Origin of the sequence: Streptomyces bugieae (genome assembly GCF_036352915.1) — a bacterium.
Lineage (GTDB): Bacteria > Actinomycetota > Actinomycetes > Streptomycetales > Streptomycetaceae > Streptomyces > Streptomyces endophytica.
On sequence record NZ_JAZBJP010000045.1, the window covers coordinates 21,883 to 37,126 of the forward strand.

The window sequence follows — 15,244 nt, forward strand, 5'->3', positions numbered from 1 at the left end:
GCTTACGGGAGTTATTCCCGTTCCTCGGATACTCCCGTTCCTCGGATACTCCGGTTCCCCGGACGGCGGCCACCCTCGCGCCGTGGCCGCCCGCCCCGCCCCGCCCGTCAGGTGTTCAGACGTTGACGCCGTGGTCGCGCAGCCAGGGCATCGGGTCTATCGGGTCGCCGGCGCCGGGGCGTACCTCCAGGTGGAGGTGGGGGCCGGTGACGTTGCCCGTGGCGCCGACCCGGCCGATGACGTCGCCGGTGCTGACCTTGCCCGAGGTCTTGACCATCGAGGACAGGTGGCAGAACCAGAGCTCGGTGCCGTCGTCGAGGGTCAGGACGATGCGGTAGCCGTACGAACCGGCCCAGCCGGCCTGGGTGATGGTGCCGGAGTGCACCGCCTTGACGGGTGTGCCGGTCGGGGCGGCGAAGTCCTGGCCGGTGTGGTCCGCGACCCAGCGGTCACCGGCCTGCCCGAAGCTCGCGGTGAGGGTGTACGAGGAGACCGGGGTGATGAAGCTCTGCGCCAGTTTGGCGAGGCGTTCGGCCTCCGCCTTTCGGCGGGCCTCCTCCTCGGCCTTGCGCCGGGCCTCGGCCGCCGCCTCCTTCTTGGCGGCCGCGGCCTTCTCCGCGGCCTTCAGGTCCGCGGCGGCGTCCGTCGTGGCCTGCTTGATCGCGGCCTGCTCGGCGGCCTCGCGGGCCTCCTGTTCGGCGGCGCCCTGCTGGGTGTCGGCCTGCTGGAGGATGCGGCTGCGCAGCGCCTCGCCGGCGTTCGCGCCGGAGCCGGAGTCCGTACCCGTACCCGCGTCGGAGCCCGTGCCCGAGCTCGATCCGGCGTCCGTGTCTCTGCCCGGGCCGGTGAGCGGGTCGGCGGAGGTGGCGGCGGAAGCGGTGTGCGCGCCGCCGTCGCCGTGCGAACCGCCGTCGGATATCAGGTCGCCGACGCCGGGCAGGGAGGCGGCGTCCGGGAGGTGGTCGGCGACCGCGTCGGCCACTCCGCCGAGGTCGGGCATCGAGATCGGCACCGGCGGCCGGCCCTCGGCCGTGGCCATCCCGCCCGCACCGACCGCCGCGATGACGCCGACGCCCAGGACCGTGCCACCGCGGGCGAGGCCACCGCCGCGCTGCTTGGCCACCCGGTGCTTGCCGCGGACCGGGCGGACGGACTCCTCGGTGGGGTTCCATTCCTCCCACTGGCCGTCGGCGTCACCGTTCGTCCCGCCGGCCGTCGCGAAACGGGCGTCGGTGACGAAAGCGGTGTCGCCGGGACCCGCGAAGGCGTGGGGAGCTCCCGACGCGTACGGGGCGCCCGGGCCCCGGTCGTCGGACTCGTAGGTGGACGGAGCCTCGGGGACGGGCCTGTTGGACGCCACGGGGGCGCACTCCTTTCCTTCCTTCTCGCCTACCGGGTTAGCTGACGGGTTCGGAGCAGGAAGGTCTCCTACGGGCACCCTCTGGCGAAGGCGTCCGATTCACCCCAAGGTGGTGGTTCCCCGGTTCCCTTGGTGCAGTTCGAGGTGCTGGAGGTGCGTGAAAAGCGCGTGCGGGATTCGGCGTCGGCGCACGGTGCCGCCTCTTGCGGCGGCTGGGACGACCGCGCTGCGTTATCGGACAGTAATAGAGATCGCGGCGGTTTTCCAAGCCTTCCCGGGAATCCATATGCCTCGCGCACCAGCTTTGGCGTGGTCTTTTCCGGTCACCATGGCCATAAATCGGGCGAGTTGGCCGCACCACCCCGTGCCGCGTCTAAACGATCTCTCGATGATTGTGCGTCAGTTGTTATGCGGAGGGGTGCCTGCCCATTACGGAACGTGAAGACGTAACGTCGGATCATGGTCGTCAACGCCGAGCGCCCTGGACACTCCGAGCGCCCCGGACCCTCCGAAAGTCCCGGATACGCCGAGAACCCCGGACCCGCCGAACGCCTCCGCAACACCGGTCACGGGCGGCACGGCCGTCCCGGCCACCGCGGCGGCACGACCGGAAGCGCCCAGGACGTGGCGCGGCGGTACCAGGAGTTCTCCTGGCGCGAGGCGCGCGGGCGGTCCGACGCCCACGAGGAGTTGAGCGCACGGATCGGCCAGGACCAGGAGTTGTGCGAGCTGCTGGCGGGGTCGCTGCCGGCCGGCGACAAGCAGCAGCCCCAGCTCCTGCTCGCCGCCGTCCGCCATCTCGACGGCCCGCACGCGGAGCAGGGCCCGCGCGGCGCGGCGGCCTACGGCCGCTGGCGCGAATGGACGATCCGGCACTGGGACCAGGTGCGGGACGTCATCCTGCGCCGCGGCACCCAGACCAACGAACCGGCCCGCTGCGCCACCCTGCTGCCGCTGCTCGCCCGGCTGCCCCAGCCGCTGGCCCTGCTGGAGGTCGGCACCTCGGCCGGGCTGTGTCTGCACCCGGACCGCTATCGGTACGCGTATGGATACGGATACGAAGAGGGCTCCGGATACGAAGACGGCTACGGGTACGAAGGCAGGTACGGATACGGGGACGCGGGCGCGCCGGGTCCCGGGCACCCGGGCGGGCACGGAACGGGAGCCCACCACCGGGTCGTCGGCGCCGGAGCGCACGCCCCGCTCGTCGAAGTGGGCGCCTTTGACAGCCCCGTGGTCTTCCCCTGTCAGGTGCAGGCGCCGGTGCCGGCGCCGGCAGCGCAGCGGGCGCACGTCCCCGCCCGGCTCCCCGAGGTCGTCTGGCGGGCCGGGATCGATCTCGCACCGCTCGACCCGGTCGCCGAGCCGGACGACCTGCGCTGGCTGCGGTCGCTCGTATGGCCCGGCGACGAGGCGCGGGCGGACCGGTTGTCCGCGGCCGTCGACGCGGTGCGGGCGGTGCCGCGACCGCGGATCGTCCGCGGGGACCTGATCGACGAACTGCCCGCGCTGGCGGCCGAGGCACCGGACGGGGCGACCCTGGTCGTGTTCCACACCTCCGTGCTGAGCTATCTGCCGTTCGCCCGGCGCGAGGAGTTCGCCCGGCTCGTACGGTCGGTCCTCGACGGGCGGGACGGCGGCGGGCACTGGGTCTCCCAGGAGCACCACTCCGTGCTGCCGTGGCTCCCCCTGCCCGCGCACCACACCCCGCGCCCGGACGACCCGCTGCAGCTGACCCTCGCCCTGGACGGGCACCCGGTCGCGCTCACCGGCCCGCATGGACAGAGCTTCCGCCCGCTGTAGTGGGCCCCTGACGGTCCTTTGGCACACCCTTGTCGGAGCGTCCGCCCGCTGTGGAGCGCCGGGTCGGCGGCCTTGCGCGTACCCCCGCAGGTCGCCGAGCTCTCACTCCCCCATCGGCCGCTGCAGCGCCAGCAGGGCCATGTCGTCCGCCGGGGCGCCGCCGGTGTGCCGGGCGACGTCCTCGATGAGGGCGTCCAGGAGGCCGCCGGGACCCGGGAAGTGCCGGCCGCGGAGCTTGTCCGCGGGGTCGTAGAAGCGGCCGCGCAGGTCGCGGGCCTCGGTCACGCCGTCGGTGAAGAAGAGGAGCAGCGCGCCGGCCGGGAAGAACGACTCGTCGGAACGGTCCGGCCAGCCCGCCACCTCGCTCATCCCCAGCGGCAGCGCCGGCGCGGCGGGCGTCAGCTCGCACAGCCCGCCGTCCGGGCCCAGCAACAGGGGCGCCGGATGGCCACGGTTGAGGACCCGCAGCACCGACCGCCCGCCGGCGGGGATCTCGGCCAGGACCGCGGTGGTGAACCCCTCGTACCGGTCGATTCCCGCGCGCCGCCCGCCCTCCCGTTGCAGCGCCCGCTCCAGCCGGCCGGCCACCGCCTCCAGGGTGGCCTCCTGTTCCGCCGCCTCCCGGAAGGCCCCGATGACGACCACGGCGGCCTCCACCGCCTCCAGACCCTTGCCGCGGACGTCGCCGACGATCAGCCGTACGCCGTGCGGGGTGTCCTGCACGGCGTAGAAATCGCCGCCGATCCGGGCGTCCGCCCGCGCGCCCACGTACCGGGCGGCGACCGCGAGCCCGCCGAGCCGCTCGGGCGGCGCCGGCAGGACGGCCCGCTGCGCGGCCTCCGAGACGTCCCGTACGGACGCCAGGTGGGCGTCGGACATCCGGACGACGCGGTTGATGGCGAGCGCCAGCAGGGCGACCACGAAGACGGTCGCGATCTCGGTCACCGACTCGTGGGTGTCCTGGGCGGCGCTGCGGTACGTCACCACCATGGACTCACCCGCCATGGCGGCCAGGGCCGTGAGGGCGGTGGCGGGCAGCGAGAAGAGCGGCGCCGCCACCAGCGGGGCGGCGGAGAAGAAGGGGGCGGCGGTGTAGCTGGGCGGCGTCGCCATGTCGAACGCGAGGCCGCCGAGGATGAGGACGGCGGGGAGCCAGCAGGCCAGGCTCCGGCCCACCGGGGACATCCGGGCCCGGCGCGCCCGGCGCTCCCCGTCGCCCGTGGAGGGCCCGTCGCCCTGCAGCATCCGCACCGGCCTCTTCCCGCTCCGCCCGTCCGCCGTACGAGCACCGGCATGCCGGCCGCACGCCGACGTCACCTCGACGTCCCCAGGCTGTCCGCTCCGGGACGGCCCGGCGAATCCACGGGGGCCGGACGGGTCGCCGCACGACGGGTTCCGCCGGCCCGGCCCGGCCGGGTCGCTGATCGGCCGTATCAGGGTGGTGGCGCGGGGCGGGGGCGTTCATGGTGAAGCTGACCGCTTGCGCAGGCTCGGGCCGGGCCGCAGCGCGGGTACTCCCGATCCGGTCCCGCCGAGGTGAGGCGGACCGGGAAGGGGCGCGGTGGGCCGGTGACGACTGCTGGAGGCTGACTGTGTCATGCACCGAGAGTGATCTGCTGGCGGCTGACGACGGCCGGCTGGAGGAGGTGTTCCGGGCCGCTCCGGCCGGTGAGGTGCCCCGCGGCCCGATGGAGGGCACCGCGATCCTGGGGGCCGGTACCAGCCTGGTGCAGCCGATCGCTGCACTGGTGCGGCTGGCCGCGTGGCGGGGAAAGGTGTTCAGCCCCGAGGGCGGCTACCTGAGCAACCGGCTCGGGCCGTTCGACGCGTTGGCGGTGCTGGCCAGGGTGGCTCCGGGCCCGAGCCTGCTGGACGAGCGGGAGTGCATCGTCATCGACTACTCGCGCACGTCCTTGGTCGCGGGCGGGGTACGCGATGAGATCCGCCAGGTGGGCCCGGGCCTGTACCTGGGCGCGATCTGGCTGTTCGGCACGTCGAGGATCGGCTGGTTCACCCTCCGCACGCCGGAGACCGACAGGGGGGCGGGCGGTGCCCCGGGCCGACCGGAGGGATGAGCCGGCCCGCCCGGGGCCGGCGTCCGTCCCGGGGCCGGCGTCCGTCCCGACGGCGCAGCACCCGTCGCGCTCCGGGCGCGTGGAGGTGGTGGATCCGGTACGCGCAGCACCCGCCCCGTTCAGCGGTGACATCCGGGCCCGGCCGGCTCGGCTGCGCCTCGTGGAAAGGCTTGTGACGCCATGACCGGATCCGCCGTACGCCGGCACGCCTTCCGCCGCCCGGCCCGGCACCGCCGGCCGCGGTGGGCCCGGCCGGTGCCGGCGGCCGGCGCCGCCGTCGCCGCGGCGTCGGCGGCGGTCACCCTGGCACTGGCCGCCGCCCCGTCAGGCGCCCGGCCGGTCCCTCCGTCGGGCGGCACGGTGCACGGCACGGTCACCGGCGCGGGACAGCCGCTGCGCGGGGTGCCGGTGCGGTTGTGGGCGGGCTCGCAAGACGGCGGCAGGGAGCTGGGCCGGGCCCGCACCGACGCGGCCGGGGCCTTCCGGATCCGGTACGCCCCGCCCGCCGGCGGGGTCCTGTACGTGGAGGCCACCAGCGGGCGCAGGCTGCGGCTGCGCGCGGTGGTCGGGGTCGGATCCGGCGGCGCCGTCCGGCCGCGGACCCTGGACCGGGTGACGGTCGACGAACTCACCACCGTGGCGGCCACCTACGCGCTGGCGCAGTTCGACGACGGACGCCGGGTGACCGGGCCCGCCCCGGGGCTGGAGAACGCCGCGGCGACCTCCTTCAACCTCGCCGACCCGACGACCGGAAAAGCCGGCCGGGTGGTCACCGACGGCGCCAACGGCGCCCGCAACGAAACCCTGGCCACGCTCGGCACCCTGGCCGACCTCGTCTCCGCATGCGCGACGGACGGCCCGCGGTGCGAGCGACTGCTGCGCCTGGCCACACCCCGCGGCGGCCCCGCCCCCACGGACACGGTGCAGGCCCTGCTGGCCCTGGCCCACCATCCGACCCTGTCCACCGCCGGCCTGTACGCCCTGGCCCGCACCACCGGCGACCACACCCCCGCGCTCACCGCACCCCCCGAAGGCTGGCTCCTGGCCCTGCGCTACACCGACACCGATCTGTACGCCCCCGGCCGTATCGCCTTCGACGCACGCGGCAACGCCTGGGCGACCAACAACTGGCTGCCGGGCACCCACACGGCCAGCCACTACGTCAGCGTCCTGGACCCCACCGGCCGCCCGGTCCTCGGCAGCCCCCTCAGCGGCGGGGGGATGAACGGCGGAGCGTGGGGCATCGCCGTCGACCACGGCGGTGCGGTGTGGGCACCCAGCTACGGCACCGACGCCATGACGAAGTACTCGGCCACCGGCACCCCGCTCTCACCCCCCACAGGGTGGGCGAACGGCGGTTTCGTCCGCCCGCAGGGAGTCGCCGTCGACCAGCGCGGCAACCTGTGGATCGCCAACTCCTTCGGCCTGCCGGGCAAACCGGGCCTGGGCAGCGTCGTCGTCTATCCGCACGGGGACCCCGCCAAGGCCTTCACCCTCACCCACAGCGGCCTCAACCACCCCTTCGGCCTCCAGATCGACGCCCGCGGCCGGGCCTGGATCACCAACAGCCAGATGGACTTCGGCCAGCTCCTGGACTCCCGCCGAGCCGGTACCCCCGGCAAGCTCGGCGGCAGTGTCACCCTCATCGGCCCGGACTTCAGGCCCCGGGCCACCCTCAACAGCAGCTCGTTCCAAGGGCCGTTGGGGCTCGCCCTGGACTCCCACGGCAACGCCTGGGTACCCAGCTACTTCAACAGCACCGTCACCGAACTGCGCCCCGACGGCACCGTCGCGGGCGTCCACCGGCTGCCCCGGACCGTCTTCCCCTGGTCGATCGCCGTCGACGGCTCCGACCGGGTATGGGTCGCCGGCTTCGGCAACGCCTCGGTGTCACTGCTGTGCGGCGAGAACGTGACCGCCTGCCCGCCCGGCGCCACCACCGGCACCGTCCTGTCCCCCGCCACGGGCTTCCACCACAAGGCGATCCAGCACCTGACCGCGGTACAGATCGACCCCTCGGGCAACGTATGGCTGGCCAACAACTGGTCCGCGCTGCTGCCTCCCACCGGCGGCGTGGGCCTGGTCCAACTCATCGGCGCGGCCACCCCCGTCTGCACACCCCTGACCCCCCAGCCGGTACGCCCCACGGCCACCGCCGAGAACCCCTGCCCGCGGCGGCCCACCCCGGACCCGTCCGCCGGCCGGGCACCCGACACCACGAGCCCCCAGCGCTACACCGTCCGCCCCGGCGACACCCTCGGCATCATCGCCGCCGCCCACGGCACCACCTGGACCCACCTCTACGGCACCAACACCGACACCATCGGCACCGACCCCGACCGGATCCTCCCCGGACAGGTCCTCAGCCTCGACTGACCCTCCGACGCCCGGACCCGCCGACGCGGCACGTACGCCGCCGCGCGTGGGAAAAACGGAAACGCCCCGGCCGGGAAACTCCGGTCGGGGCGTTGAACCGCACCTCAGGCGACGTGTCCTGGGGTGTCTCGGTGGGCCATCAGGGGCTCGAACCCTGAACCAATGGATTAAAAGTCCACTGCTCTGCCAATTGAGCTAATGGCCCGCACCGAGCAGCATAGCCCGAGGACGTGCCGCAGCCCGAAGGCATTACCGAACGGCCAGGTCACAGGGGTGCCGCGGGCCGTGCGGCGGCCCCTCGGGCGGGGCGGTGCGACCGTACAACGCACCGGGCCCGTACGGCACTTGCGTGCGTACGGGCCCGGTGGTGAGCGGCGTCAGCGATCAGCCGTTGCGCTTCCAGCGCGGCTTGTCCTCGCGGCGGCCGTAGGAGCCGGCGGTGGCACCACGGTGGTCGTCGCGGCGGCCGTAGGGGCGGTCACCGCCGGAGCGGTGGCCACCGGAGGAGGGGCGGCCGCCGGAGCGGTCGTCGCGGTTGAAGGGCCGGTCGCCGCCGCCGGAACGGTAGCCGCCGGAGCGGTCGTCGCGGTGGAACGGGCGGCTCGGGCGGTCGCCGCGGTCGCGGTTGAAGCCCCGGTCGTTGCGGTCGCGGTTGAAGCCGCCGCGGTCGTCCCGGCGGAAGCCACCGCGGTCGTCACGACGGTCCCGGTCGAAGGAACGGCCACCGGAACGCTCGTCCCGGTTGAAGCCACCACGGTCGTCACGACGGTCGTCACGACGGTCCCGGCGCTCGAAACCACCCCGGTCGTCGCGGCGGTCACGGTCGAAGGAACGGCCACCGGAGCGGTCGTCACGACGGTCGTCGCGGCGGTCGAAGGAACGGCCGCCGGCGCGGTCGCCGCGGTCGTCCCGGCGGAAGCCACCGCGGTCGTCACGACGGTCGCGGTCGAAGGAACGGCCACCGGAACGCTCGTCCCGGTTGAAGCCACCACGGTCGTCGCGACGGTCCCGGCGCTCGAAGTTGCCCCGGTCGTCGCGGCGGTCGGAGGCGGCCGGGCGGCGCTCGTCGGCGGCGCTCCGCTCGGCGGCGGCGGCCTCGGCGGCGACCTCCGCCGCGGCGGTCTCGGCGACGGCGGCCAGCACCTCGGCCGGGTCCTCACCGCGCTCGCGGGCGGCGCGGGCGGTCAGCCGGTCGGCGTCCTCGCGCAGCTCGGCGGCCCGGCGCTGCAGGCGCTCCAGCTCACGGGTGAGCTCGGCGACCTCGCGCTCGGCCTGCTTGGCGGAGTTGTTGGCGGACTCGGCCTGGACCTCGGTGAGCGAACGGGCGCCGGTGATCCGGGCGACGTCCTCGTCGAAGACGCCGGAGCCGACGATGTGCCGGGAGGCGTCCACACCGGCGTCCTCCATCAGGCGGAAGATCTGCCGGCGCTGGTGGGGCAGCGAGAGCGAGACGACCGTGCCGGACTGGCCGGCGCGGGCGGTACGGCCCGAGCGGTGCAGGTAGTCCTTGTGGTCACCGGCCGGGTCGACGTTGAGGACCAGGTCGATGCCGTCGACGTGGATGCCGCGGGCCGCGACGTCGGTGGCGACCAGCGCGTTGACGTAGCCGTCCTTGAAGTCCGCGAGCACCCGGGTGCGCGCGCCCTGGGTCATGCCGCCGTGCAGCGCGTCGGCCTTCACACCGGACTCGACGAGCTGCTCGGCGATGCGGTCGGCGCCCAGCTGGGTGCGGACGAAGATGATGGTGCGGCCCTTGCGGGCGGCGATGGCGGCGGTGACCGGCGCCTTGTCCTTCGGCTTCACGACCAGGACGTGGTGGGTCATGGTGGTGACGTTGCCCTGGGCGCTGTCGACCTCGTGGCTGACCGGGTCGGTCAGGTAGCGCTTGACCAGGGTGGAGATCTCGTTCTCCATCGTGGCGGAGAACAGCATCCGCTGGCCGCCCTCGGGCACCTGGTCCAGCAGCTCGGTGACCTCGGGCAGGAAGCCCAGGTCGGACATCTGGTCGGCCTCGTCGAGGACGGCGACCTGGACGTCCTCCAGGGAGCAGGCGCCGCGGTTGATGATGTCCCGCAGCCGGCCCGGAGTGGCGACGAGGATGTCGACGCCGCGCTCCAGGGCGTAGATCTGGTTGCCCATGGACGTACCGCCGCAGACGACCTTCATCTTCAGGCCGAGCACGTCGCCGTAGGGCTGGAGGGCGTCCGCGACCTGCATGGCCAGCTCACGGGTCGGGGTGAGGATGACGGCGCGCGGCTTCTTCTTCTCCGTGCGGCCGTCGGCGAGCCGGGCCAGGGTGGGCAGACCGAAGGAGAGGGTCTTGCCGGAGCCGGTGCGGCCGCGGCCGAGGATGTCCTTGCCGGCCAGCGCGTCCGGGATGGTCGCGGCCTGGATCGGGAAGGGGGTCGTCACGCCGTTCTGCGCGAGCTTGCGCACGACGCCCTCGGGGAGGCCGAGGTCGGCGAAGGTGATGGTGTCGGCGTCGGTGTCGGCCTCGGCCTGGGCGTCCGCCGCGGCTTCGGTGTCGGACGTGGCCGTGGCCTCGGTCACCTCGGCGGCCGGCCGCTCGTCCTGCTCGTCGTGCGCGGGCATGACGGACTGATCAGTGGAAATGGACATGCGAAATGCGAAACCTTCCGGAGTCTCGGCACGCGCCCAAACTCCGTGTGTTTCACAACGACCGCCTCAATGCGGTCAGCCACGGCAAGGGAGAGAACGCGCCACGCGGCGCGCTTCTGTTCTGGCGCCGGGCAAATGGGATCAAACGATCTACCACCATACGCACTCCGCCCCCCGGATGGCAAATGAGCCGCTGACCAGGGCTTTCGGGCCGGGCCTCCGCGACCGCCCGGTCCCACCCCGCGCCTTTCGGCCCGTCTCCCCGCCTCCGCTTCCCCCGTGAGCTCCGCCTCAGGCCCCCTCGTCCATGGTGCCCGCGTCCCCCGGCTCGCCCGGTTCGGCCAGCGACGACATCGGCGAGACCGGGGACGGGCCGGACGCCTGCGCGCTCGGCGGGGGTGCGGGGGTGCTCGGCGGCGGGGTCGGGGCGGCGGTGGGGGTGCTGGGGGGCGTGGGGGTCACGGGCGGGGAGGACGGCCGGGCGGAGTGGGACGGCGAGGGGCCGGCGGGTCCGTGGGGTCCGCCGTGGCCACCGCCGTCGCCCGCGCCGGGTTCCGGGCCCGAGGGCTCCACCGGGCCGGGGGTCGTATCGGCCTCGGACTCCTTCGGCTTGGCGGACTTGGACTTCTTGCCCGGCTTCTCGTCCCCGTCGGCCGGGCGGGCCCCGCCGTTGCGGCCCAGCTGCCGCGCTCCGGCGCCGCGCCCGTCGGCGGTCGGCCCGCCGGGACCGGGCCGCGCGCCCTTGCCGTCGTGCCGCGCGGCGCCGCCGGACGGCTTGGGCTCCCCCGGGTCGCTGACGCTCATGCAGCCGGCCAGGGACGCGGCCAGCGCGGTGACGGTCGCCGCGGCGACGGCGACCCGGGACAGCGCCCGGCCGGCCGACGACCGCGGCACGGACGGCGGCGGCACGGACGGCGGCGCGGCCGACGGCCGGGAGGCGCACGGCCGCGCTGCGGGCGGCTGCGACGACGGCACCGGTGGTTCCGGCGGTCGCGCCACCGCGGGGGCGGGGGGCTGCGGTGTCGGGGACGGTGAGGGGCGGCAGGGGCTCGGGCGCACGGCGGGACCTCCGGATCCGGAGCGCAGGGACGGCGGCACGGACGCCCTGCCCAACTCCCGCCCCCCGCTTGAGGACACGCGCCCCGCGCCGCCGATCACGCCGGGGCGCCGCCGCGACTCAGCCGTAACCGAGCGAATGCAGCCGGGCGTCGTCGATGCCGAAGTGGTGCGCGATCTCGTGAACCACCGTCACCTCCGCCTCGGCGACCACGTCCTCACGCGTCGCGCACATCCGGAGCGTCGGCCCCCGGTAGATCGTGATCCGGTCCGGCAGCACGCCCGCGTACCACTCACCCCGGTCGGTCAGCGGCGTCCCCTCGTACAGCCCGAGCAGCTCGGGGTCGTCGGCCGGCGGCTCGTCCTCGACGAAGACCGCCACGTTGTCCATCAGCCGGGTCAGGTCCGGCGGGATCCGGTCCAGCGCCTCGGCGACCAGTTCCTCGAACTCCTCGCGCGTCATTTCCAGCACACCACCATTCTCCGCCACCCTTCCCCGCCTCCGATCGTCGCCGCCCGCCCGCAATCCCGCACCACCACTCGAGTCGCCGCACCCTGATTGACGGCCGCCGTCCCCGGGCATACGGGGCCAATGGCCCGTGCTGAGCGCTCCCGGACATCGGCCCCCGACCTACCGCGAAACCCCCTGCTCCGGTGGCTCCCCCGCCCGTTCCGCCTGTGGCGTCCGGGCCGGGACCGGCCGCACGGCGTATCCCCGCCGTCCGGAGCCGTCCGCCGCCCCTCCCGCTCCCGCCGTACGGAACCCGCCGTCGGCCCCCTCGAACCGCCGCGCCCGCTGGCCCGTTCGCTCGGCCTGATAGCCGTGACCGCACTCGGCTCCTGGCTGGGGCTGGTCCTCATCGGCACCGTGCACGCCCCCGTCGGCCCGATGGACACCAGCATGACCCTGCGCCCCTCGCTGACCGGCGGGACCCGGATCGACGTCGCGCCGCTCGGCGACCTGGAGCTGAGCAGCCACTACGCGCCGCTGCGGCTCGACGTCGACGTCGACCGGCTGGACCCGGTCCGCTCGCAGGCGCTGGTCTCCCACCCCGAACGGTTCGCCGGCCTGCAGGACGAGGTCGCCCATGACGTCACCCGCGGCGCCCTCGGGCTGGCGGTGCACTCCTGCCTCGCCGTGGCCGCCGGCGCCACCGCGCTGGGCCTGGTCGTCTACCGTCGCCCGCGCCGCGCGCTGGCCGCCGGCGGCCTGGCGCTCGCCCTGCTCGGCGCCTCGGCCGGCACCGCGTACGCCACCTGGAACCCGGACTCGGTCCTGGAGCCGAAGTTCTCCGGACTGCTGTCCTCGGCCCCGTCCGTGGTCGGCAACGCGCGCAGCATCGTCAGCGAATTCGACGTGTACCAGAAGGAGTTGGCCCGGCTGGTCACCAACGTCACCAAGCTCTACGACGCCACCTCGACGCTGCCGGCGTACCAGCCCGACCCCAGCACCCTCCGCGTCCTGCACGTCTCCGACATCCACCTGAACCCGGCGAGCTGGCGGATCATCGCCTCCCTGGTGAAGCAGTACCGGATCAACGTGATCGTCGACACCGGCGACACCATGGACCACGGCTCGGCCGCCGAGAACCACTTCCTCGACGCGGCCTCCACGCTCGGCGCGCCGTACGTGTGGGTGCGCGGCAACCACGACTCGCGCACCACGCAGACCTACCTGTCCGGCCGCCGGCACGTCACCGTCCTCGACAACGGCCGGGTGGTCCGGGTCGCCGGGGTGCGGATCGCGGGCACCGGCGACCCGCAGTTCACCCCGGACCGCTCGGTCGTGGCGGCCGGGGACGGCGCGGAGCGAGCCGCCGGCCGCCGCCTCGCCGACGTGCTGCGCACCGAGCGGCTGGCCGGGACGCCGGTCGACCTCGCGCTGGCGCACAACCCGGCCGCCGCAGCGGAGACCGACGGGCTGGTCCCGCTGGCGCTGGCCGGCCACATCCACCACCGCGAGAACACCACGCTGCCCAGGGGCACCCGGCTGATGGTCGAGGGCTCCACCGGTGGCGGCGGGCTGCGCGCGGTGCAGAACAAGAAGCCCGCCCCGGTCCAGGCGTCGGTGCTCTATCTGGACCGCAGGACCAAACGGCTGCAGGCCTGGGACGAGATCACCCTGGGCGGGCTGGGCCTGTCCCGCGCCGAGGTCAGCCGCCACCTCCCGCGGGAGAACCAGCCCGGCGCCACGCCGGCGCCGACCCGCTCCGCTCACCCGTCCGGCCCGCCCACCGGGCCGTCGGCCGGCCGCTCACCGGGGCCTTTCTCGCGGCCGACCAGGACCCCTTCCGACGGCTCCGGGTAAACCGTTTTGGCGAACGGTCCTCCCATCCCATATGCTTCTCACGTCCCCGACGGCGCCGGTAACGACGCCAAGGAGGCCACCAGCCCTCATCGTCTAGTGGCCCAGGACGCCGCCCTTTCAAGGCGGTAGCACGGGTTCGAATCCCGTTGGGGGCACGCATCATCGTGTGTGAGAATGGCTCAGGCCGCTTTCACGCAATGCAAGGTCCTGTGGAGCAGTTTGGAGTGCTCGCCACCCTGTCAAGGTGGAGGCCGCGGGTTCAAATCCCGTCAGGACCGCTGCGGCTGGGTAGCTCAGTTGGTACGAGCGATCGCCTGAAAAGCGATAGGTCGCCGGTTCGACCCCGGCCCCAGCCACACCCATTGGACGAAGGCCCCGGTTCCCCGAACCGGGGCCTTCGTCGTTCCACCACCCGGCGGAATCCGTCCCTCAGCCGTCCGCCGCTCAGCCGTCCGCCGCATGCGCCGCGCCGGTCTCGCGGCCGCCGGGGTGACGGTGGCGCCAGACCCGGAAGACCGTGCAGGAGAGCACCGACCAGCCGGCCAGCACGAGGAACGGGAAGGCGTGCTGGTGGCCGCCGAAGTAGACCGCGGTGTGCTGGGCGTTGACCGAGGCGCCCGGCGGGAGCCAGCGGCCGATGTGGCCGAGGACGGACGGCAGCAGCGGCCAGGAGACCGCGCCGCCGGAAGAGGGGTTGCCCAGCAGCACCATCAGGCCCCAGGTCGGGATCATGGCCCAGCGCCCGATGAGGGTGTTGAACATGGTGAAGACCATGCCGGAGGTGAACATGGTCAGGGCCAGGATCAGCCAGGACTCCAGGAACGGCAGGCGCAGGGCGCCCAGCCACCAGTCGACCACCGCCACGATGGCGAAGGCGCCGAGCAGCGCGTAGACGATCGTGAACGCGGTCCGCTCGGCCGGGTTGAGGTCCCGGGCGTGCACGCTGAGCTGGATCGCGCCGACGAAGCCGATGATCACCGCGGCCAGGGAGATGTAGAAGAGCGCGAGACCGCGCGGATCGCCCTTCTGCAGCGGGGTGATGTCCCGGATGCGGACGTCCACGCCGGTCGCCCGGCCGGCCTCGGCGCCGGATTCGGCCAGCAGCTGGGCCACCGTGGCGCCCGAGGCGCCGGAGACGTCCAGTGCGACGCCGCGTCCGCGCGCGCTCAGGATCGCGAACTCGCGCTGGTCGTCGATGGCCGCGCGGGCCGTGCCGTACGAGGGGTACGCGGTCAGCCGGAGCGAGGCGTGCAGGGCCTTCTCCATCCCTACGGCGAACGCCTTCACCTGTGGGGCGGCGGGGGAGCCGACCACCGCGGTGGGGATGTGCCGCGGCGCCGGGTTGGCCATGGCGTAGGTGTACGAGCCGGCGAAGAGGCCGGCGGCCGCGGCGAGGATGAAGACCAGCACGGTGGCGGGGAAGAACGGGGACCTCTTGAAGGCGGCCCACTTCTCCGCGCCGGTCCGCGGCCTGCCGTGGGCGCCGTGCGGGGGCGGGGCGTCCTGGTGGGCGTCCTGGTGGGGTCCCTCCTGGCGGGGCGCGTCGGGTTCGCCCTGGGGGCCGGGGGCGCCGCGATCGCCGGACATGCGCACACGCTAAGCCACCGATGTCGGACATTCCCGTATAGAGGCCGTACGCGGGCGGGC

General features: G+C 74.2%; 10 protein-coding genes, 4 tRNA genes and 1 riboswitch. Of the genes, 7 read left to right on the forward strand and 7 right to left on the reverse strand.

All coding sequences use genetic code 11. From position 1 onward, the window contains the following. Positions 1 to 115: 115 nt before the first annotated feature. The gene (locus V2J85_RS36455; RefSeq protein ID WP_261956922.1) at positions 116 to 1,360 is read right to left on the reverse strand and encodes a M23 family metallopeptidase; all 1,245 of its coding nucleotides are present in this window, start codon (positions 1,358 to 1,360) and stop codon (positions 116 to 118) included. Positions 1,361 to 1,371: 11 nt separating this feature from the next. After that, positions 1,372 to 1,517, reverse strand: a riboswitch (cyclic di-AMP (ydaO/yuaA leader). Between the two features lie 302 nt (positions 1,518 to 1,819). Here V2J85_RS36455 and V2J85_RS36460 point away from each other — a divergent pair. Next, positions 1,820 to 3,163 carry a DUF2332 domain-containing protein gene (locus tag V2J85_RS36460; RefSeq protein WP_330823915.1) on the forward strand — a complete coding sequence of 448 codons (1,344 nt, stop codon included), beginning with the start codon at positions 1,820 to 1,822 and terminating at the stop codon, positions 3,161 to 3,163. 102 nt (positions 3,164 to 3,265) lie between these two features. Here V2J85_RS36460 and V2J85_RS36465 read toward each other — a convergent pair whose 3' ends face one another. After that, positions 3,266 to 4,408, reverse strand: coding sequence for a PP2C family protein-serine/threonine phosphatase (locus V2J85_RS36465; RefSeq protein ID WP_410011377.1), 1,143 nt, complete (start codon positions 4,406 to 4,408; stop codon positions 3,266 to 3,268). Between the two features lie 347 nt (positions 4,409 to 4,755). Between V2J85_RS36465 and V2J85_RS36470 the strand changes: the two genes are divergently transcribed. Together V2J85_RS36470 and V2J85_RS36475 are read left to right on the forward strand one after the other, a co-directional pair. Beyond that, the gene (locus V2J85_RS36470) at positions 4,756 to 5,238 is read left to right on the forward strand and encodes a hypothetical protein (RefSeq protein ID WP_261956920.1); all 483 of its coding nucleotides are present in this window, start codon (positions 4,756 to 4,758) and stop codon (positions 5,236 to 5,238) included. A gap of 180 nt (positions 5,239 to 5,418) precedes the next feature. Then, on the forward strand, positions 5,419 to 7,614 hold the full coding sequence (locus V2J85_RS36475; RefSeq protein ID WP_330823916.1) for a LysM peptidoglycan-binding domain-containing protein: 2,196 nt from the start codon (positions 5,419 to 5,421) through the stop codon (positions 7,612 to 7,614). A gap of 132 nt (positions 7,615 to 7,746) precedes the next feature. On the opposite strand, the gene V2J85_RS36480 is transcribed toward V2J85_RS36475, so the two are convergent. The 4 genes from V2J85_RS36480 to V2J85_RS36495 all read right to left on the reverse strand — a co-directional run bounded on the left by V2J85_RS36480 (position 7,747) and on the right by V2J85_RS36495 (position 11,761). Next, positions 7,747 to 7,819 (reverse strand) — tRNA-Lys (locus V2J85_RS36480). Between the two features lie 179 nt (positions 7,820 to 7,998). Next, positions 7,999 to 10,233 carry a DEAD/DEAH box helicase gene (locus V2J85_RS36485; RefSeq protein WP_261956919.1) on the reverse strand — a complete coding sequence of 745 codons (2,235 nt, stop codon included), beginning with the start codon at positions 10,231 to 10,233 and terminating at the stop codon, positions 7,999 to 8,001. A gap of 291 nt (positions 10,234 to 10,524) precedes the next feature. Next, the gene (locus V2J85_RS36490; protein ID WP_261956918.1) at positions 10,525 to 11,208 is read right to left on the reverse strand and encodes a hypothetical protein; all 684 of its coding nucleotides are present in this window, start codon (positions 11,206 to 11,208) and stop codon (positions 10,525 to 10,527) included. Positions 11,209 to 11,410: 202 nt separating this feature from the next. After that, complete coding sequence (locus V2J85_RS36495) at positions 11,411 to 11,761, reverse strand: metallopeptidase family protein (protein ID WP_261956917.1); 351 nt, start codon at positions 11,759 to 11,761, stop codon at positions 11,411 to 11,413. A 120-nt stretch (positions 11,762 to 11,881) separates the two neighbouring features. Here V2J85_RS36495 and V2J85_RS36500 point away from each other — a divergent pair, with 120 nt between their 5' ends. The 4 genes from V2J85_RS36500 (at position 11,882) to V2J85_RS36515 (ending at position 13,953) form a co-directional block, all read left to right on the forward strand. After that, positions 11,882 to 13,597 (forward strand): metallophosphoesterase, encoded by a 1,716-nt coding sequence (locus tag V2J85_RS36500; protein WP_330823917.1) that lies wholly within the window; start codon positions 11,882 to 11,884, stop codon positions 13,595 to 13,597. A gap of 82 nt (positions 13,598 to 13,679) precedes the next feature. Continuing rightward, a tRNA-Glu gene (locus tag V2J85_RS36505) sits at positions 13,680 to 13,752 on the forward strand. Positions 13,753 to 13,800: 48 nt separating this feature from the next. After that, a tRNA-Asp gene (locus tag V2J85_RS36510) sits at positions 13,801 to 13,875 on the forward strand. A gap of 4 nt (positions 13,876 to 13,879) precedes the next feature. Then, positions 13,880 to 13,953: transfer RNA gene (locus V2J85_RS36515), tRNA-Phe, on the forward strand. Between the two features lie 88 nt (positions 13,954 to 14,041). Here V2J85_RS36515 and V2J85_RS36520 read toward each other — a convergent pair. Next, positions 14,042 to 15,184, reverse strand: coding sequence for an ABC-2 transporter permease (locus V2J85_RS36520; protein ID WP_330823918.1), 1,143 nt, complete (start codon positions 15,182 to 15,184; stop codon positions 14,042 to 14,044). Between the last annotated feature and the right edge of the window lie 60 nt (positions 15,185 to 15,244).

What these genes read in the sequence shown, in the direction of transcription:
- V2J85_RS36460 (WP_330823915.1), top strand. Translation starts at nt 1,820, where the DNA reads ATGGTCGTCAACGCCGAGCGCCCTGGACACTCCGAGCGCCCCGGACCC.
- V2J85_RS36465 (WP_410011377.1), bottom strand. Translation starts at nt 4,408, where the DNA reads ATGCTGCAGGGCGACGGGCCCTCCACGGGCGACGGGGAGCGCCGGGCG.
- V2J85_RS36475 (WP_330823916.1), top strand. Translation starts at nt 5,419, where the DNA reads ATGACCGGATCCGCCGTACGCCGGCACGCCTTCCGCCGCCCGGCCCGG.
- V2J85_RS36485 (WP_261956919.1), bottom strand. Translation starts at nt 10,233, where the DNA reads ATGTCCATTTCCACTGATCAGTCCGTCATGCCCGCGCACGACGAGCAG.
- V2J85_RS36500 (WP_330823917.1), top strand. Translation starts at nt 11,882, where the DNA reads ATGGCCCGTGCTGAGCGCTCCCGGACATCGGCCCCCGACCTACCGCGA.
- V2J85_RS36520 (WP_330823918.1), bottom strand. Translation starts at nt 15,184, where the DNA reads ATGTCCGGCGATCGCGGCGCCCCCGGCCCCCAGGGCGAACCCGACGCG.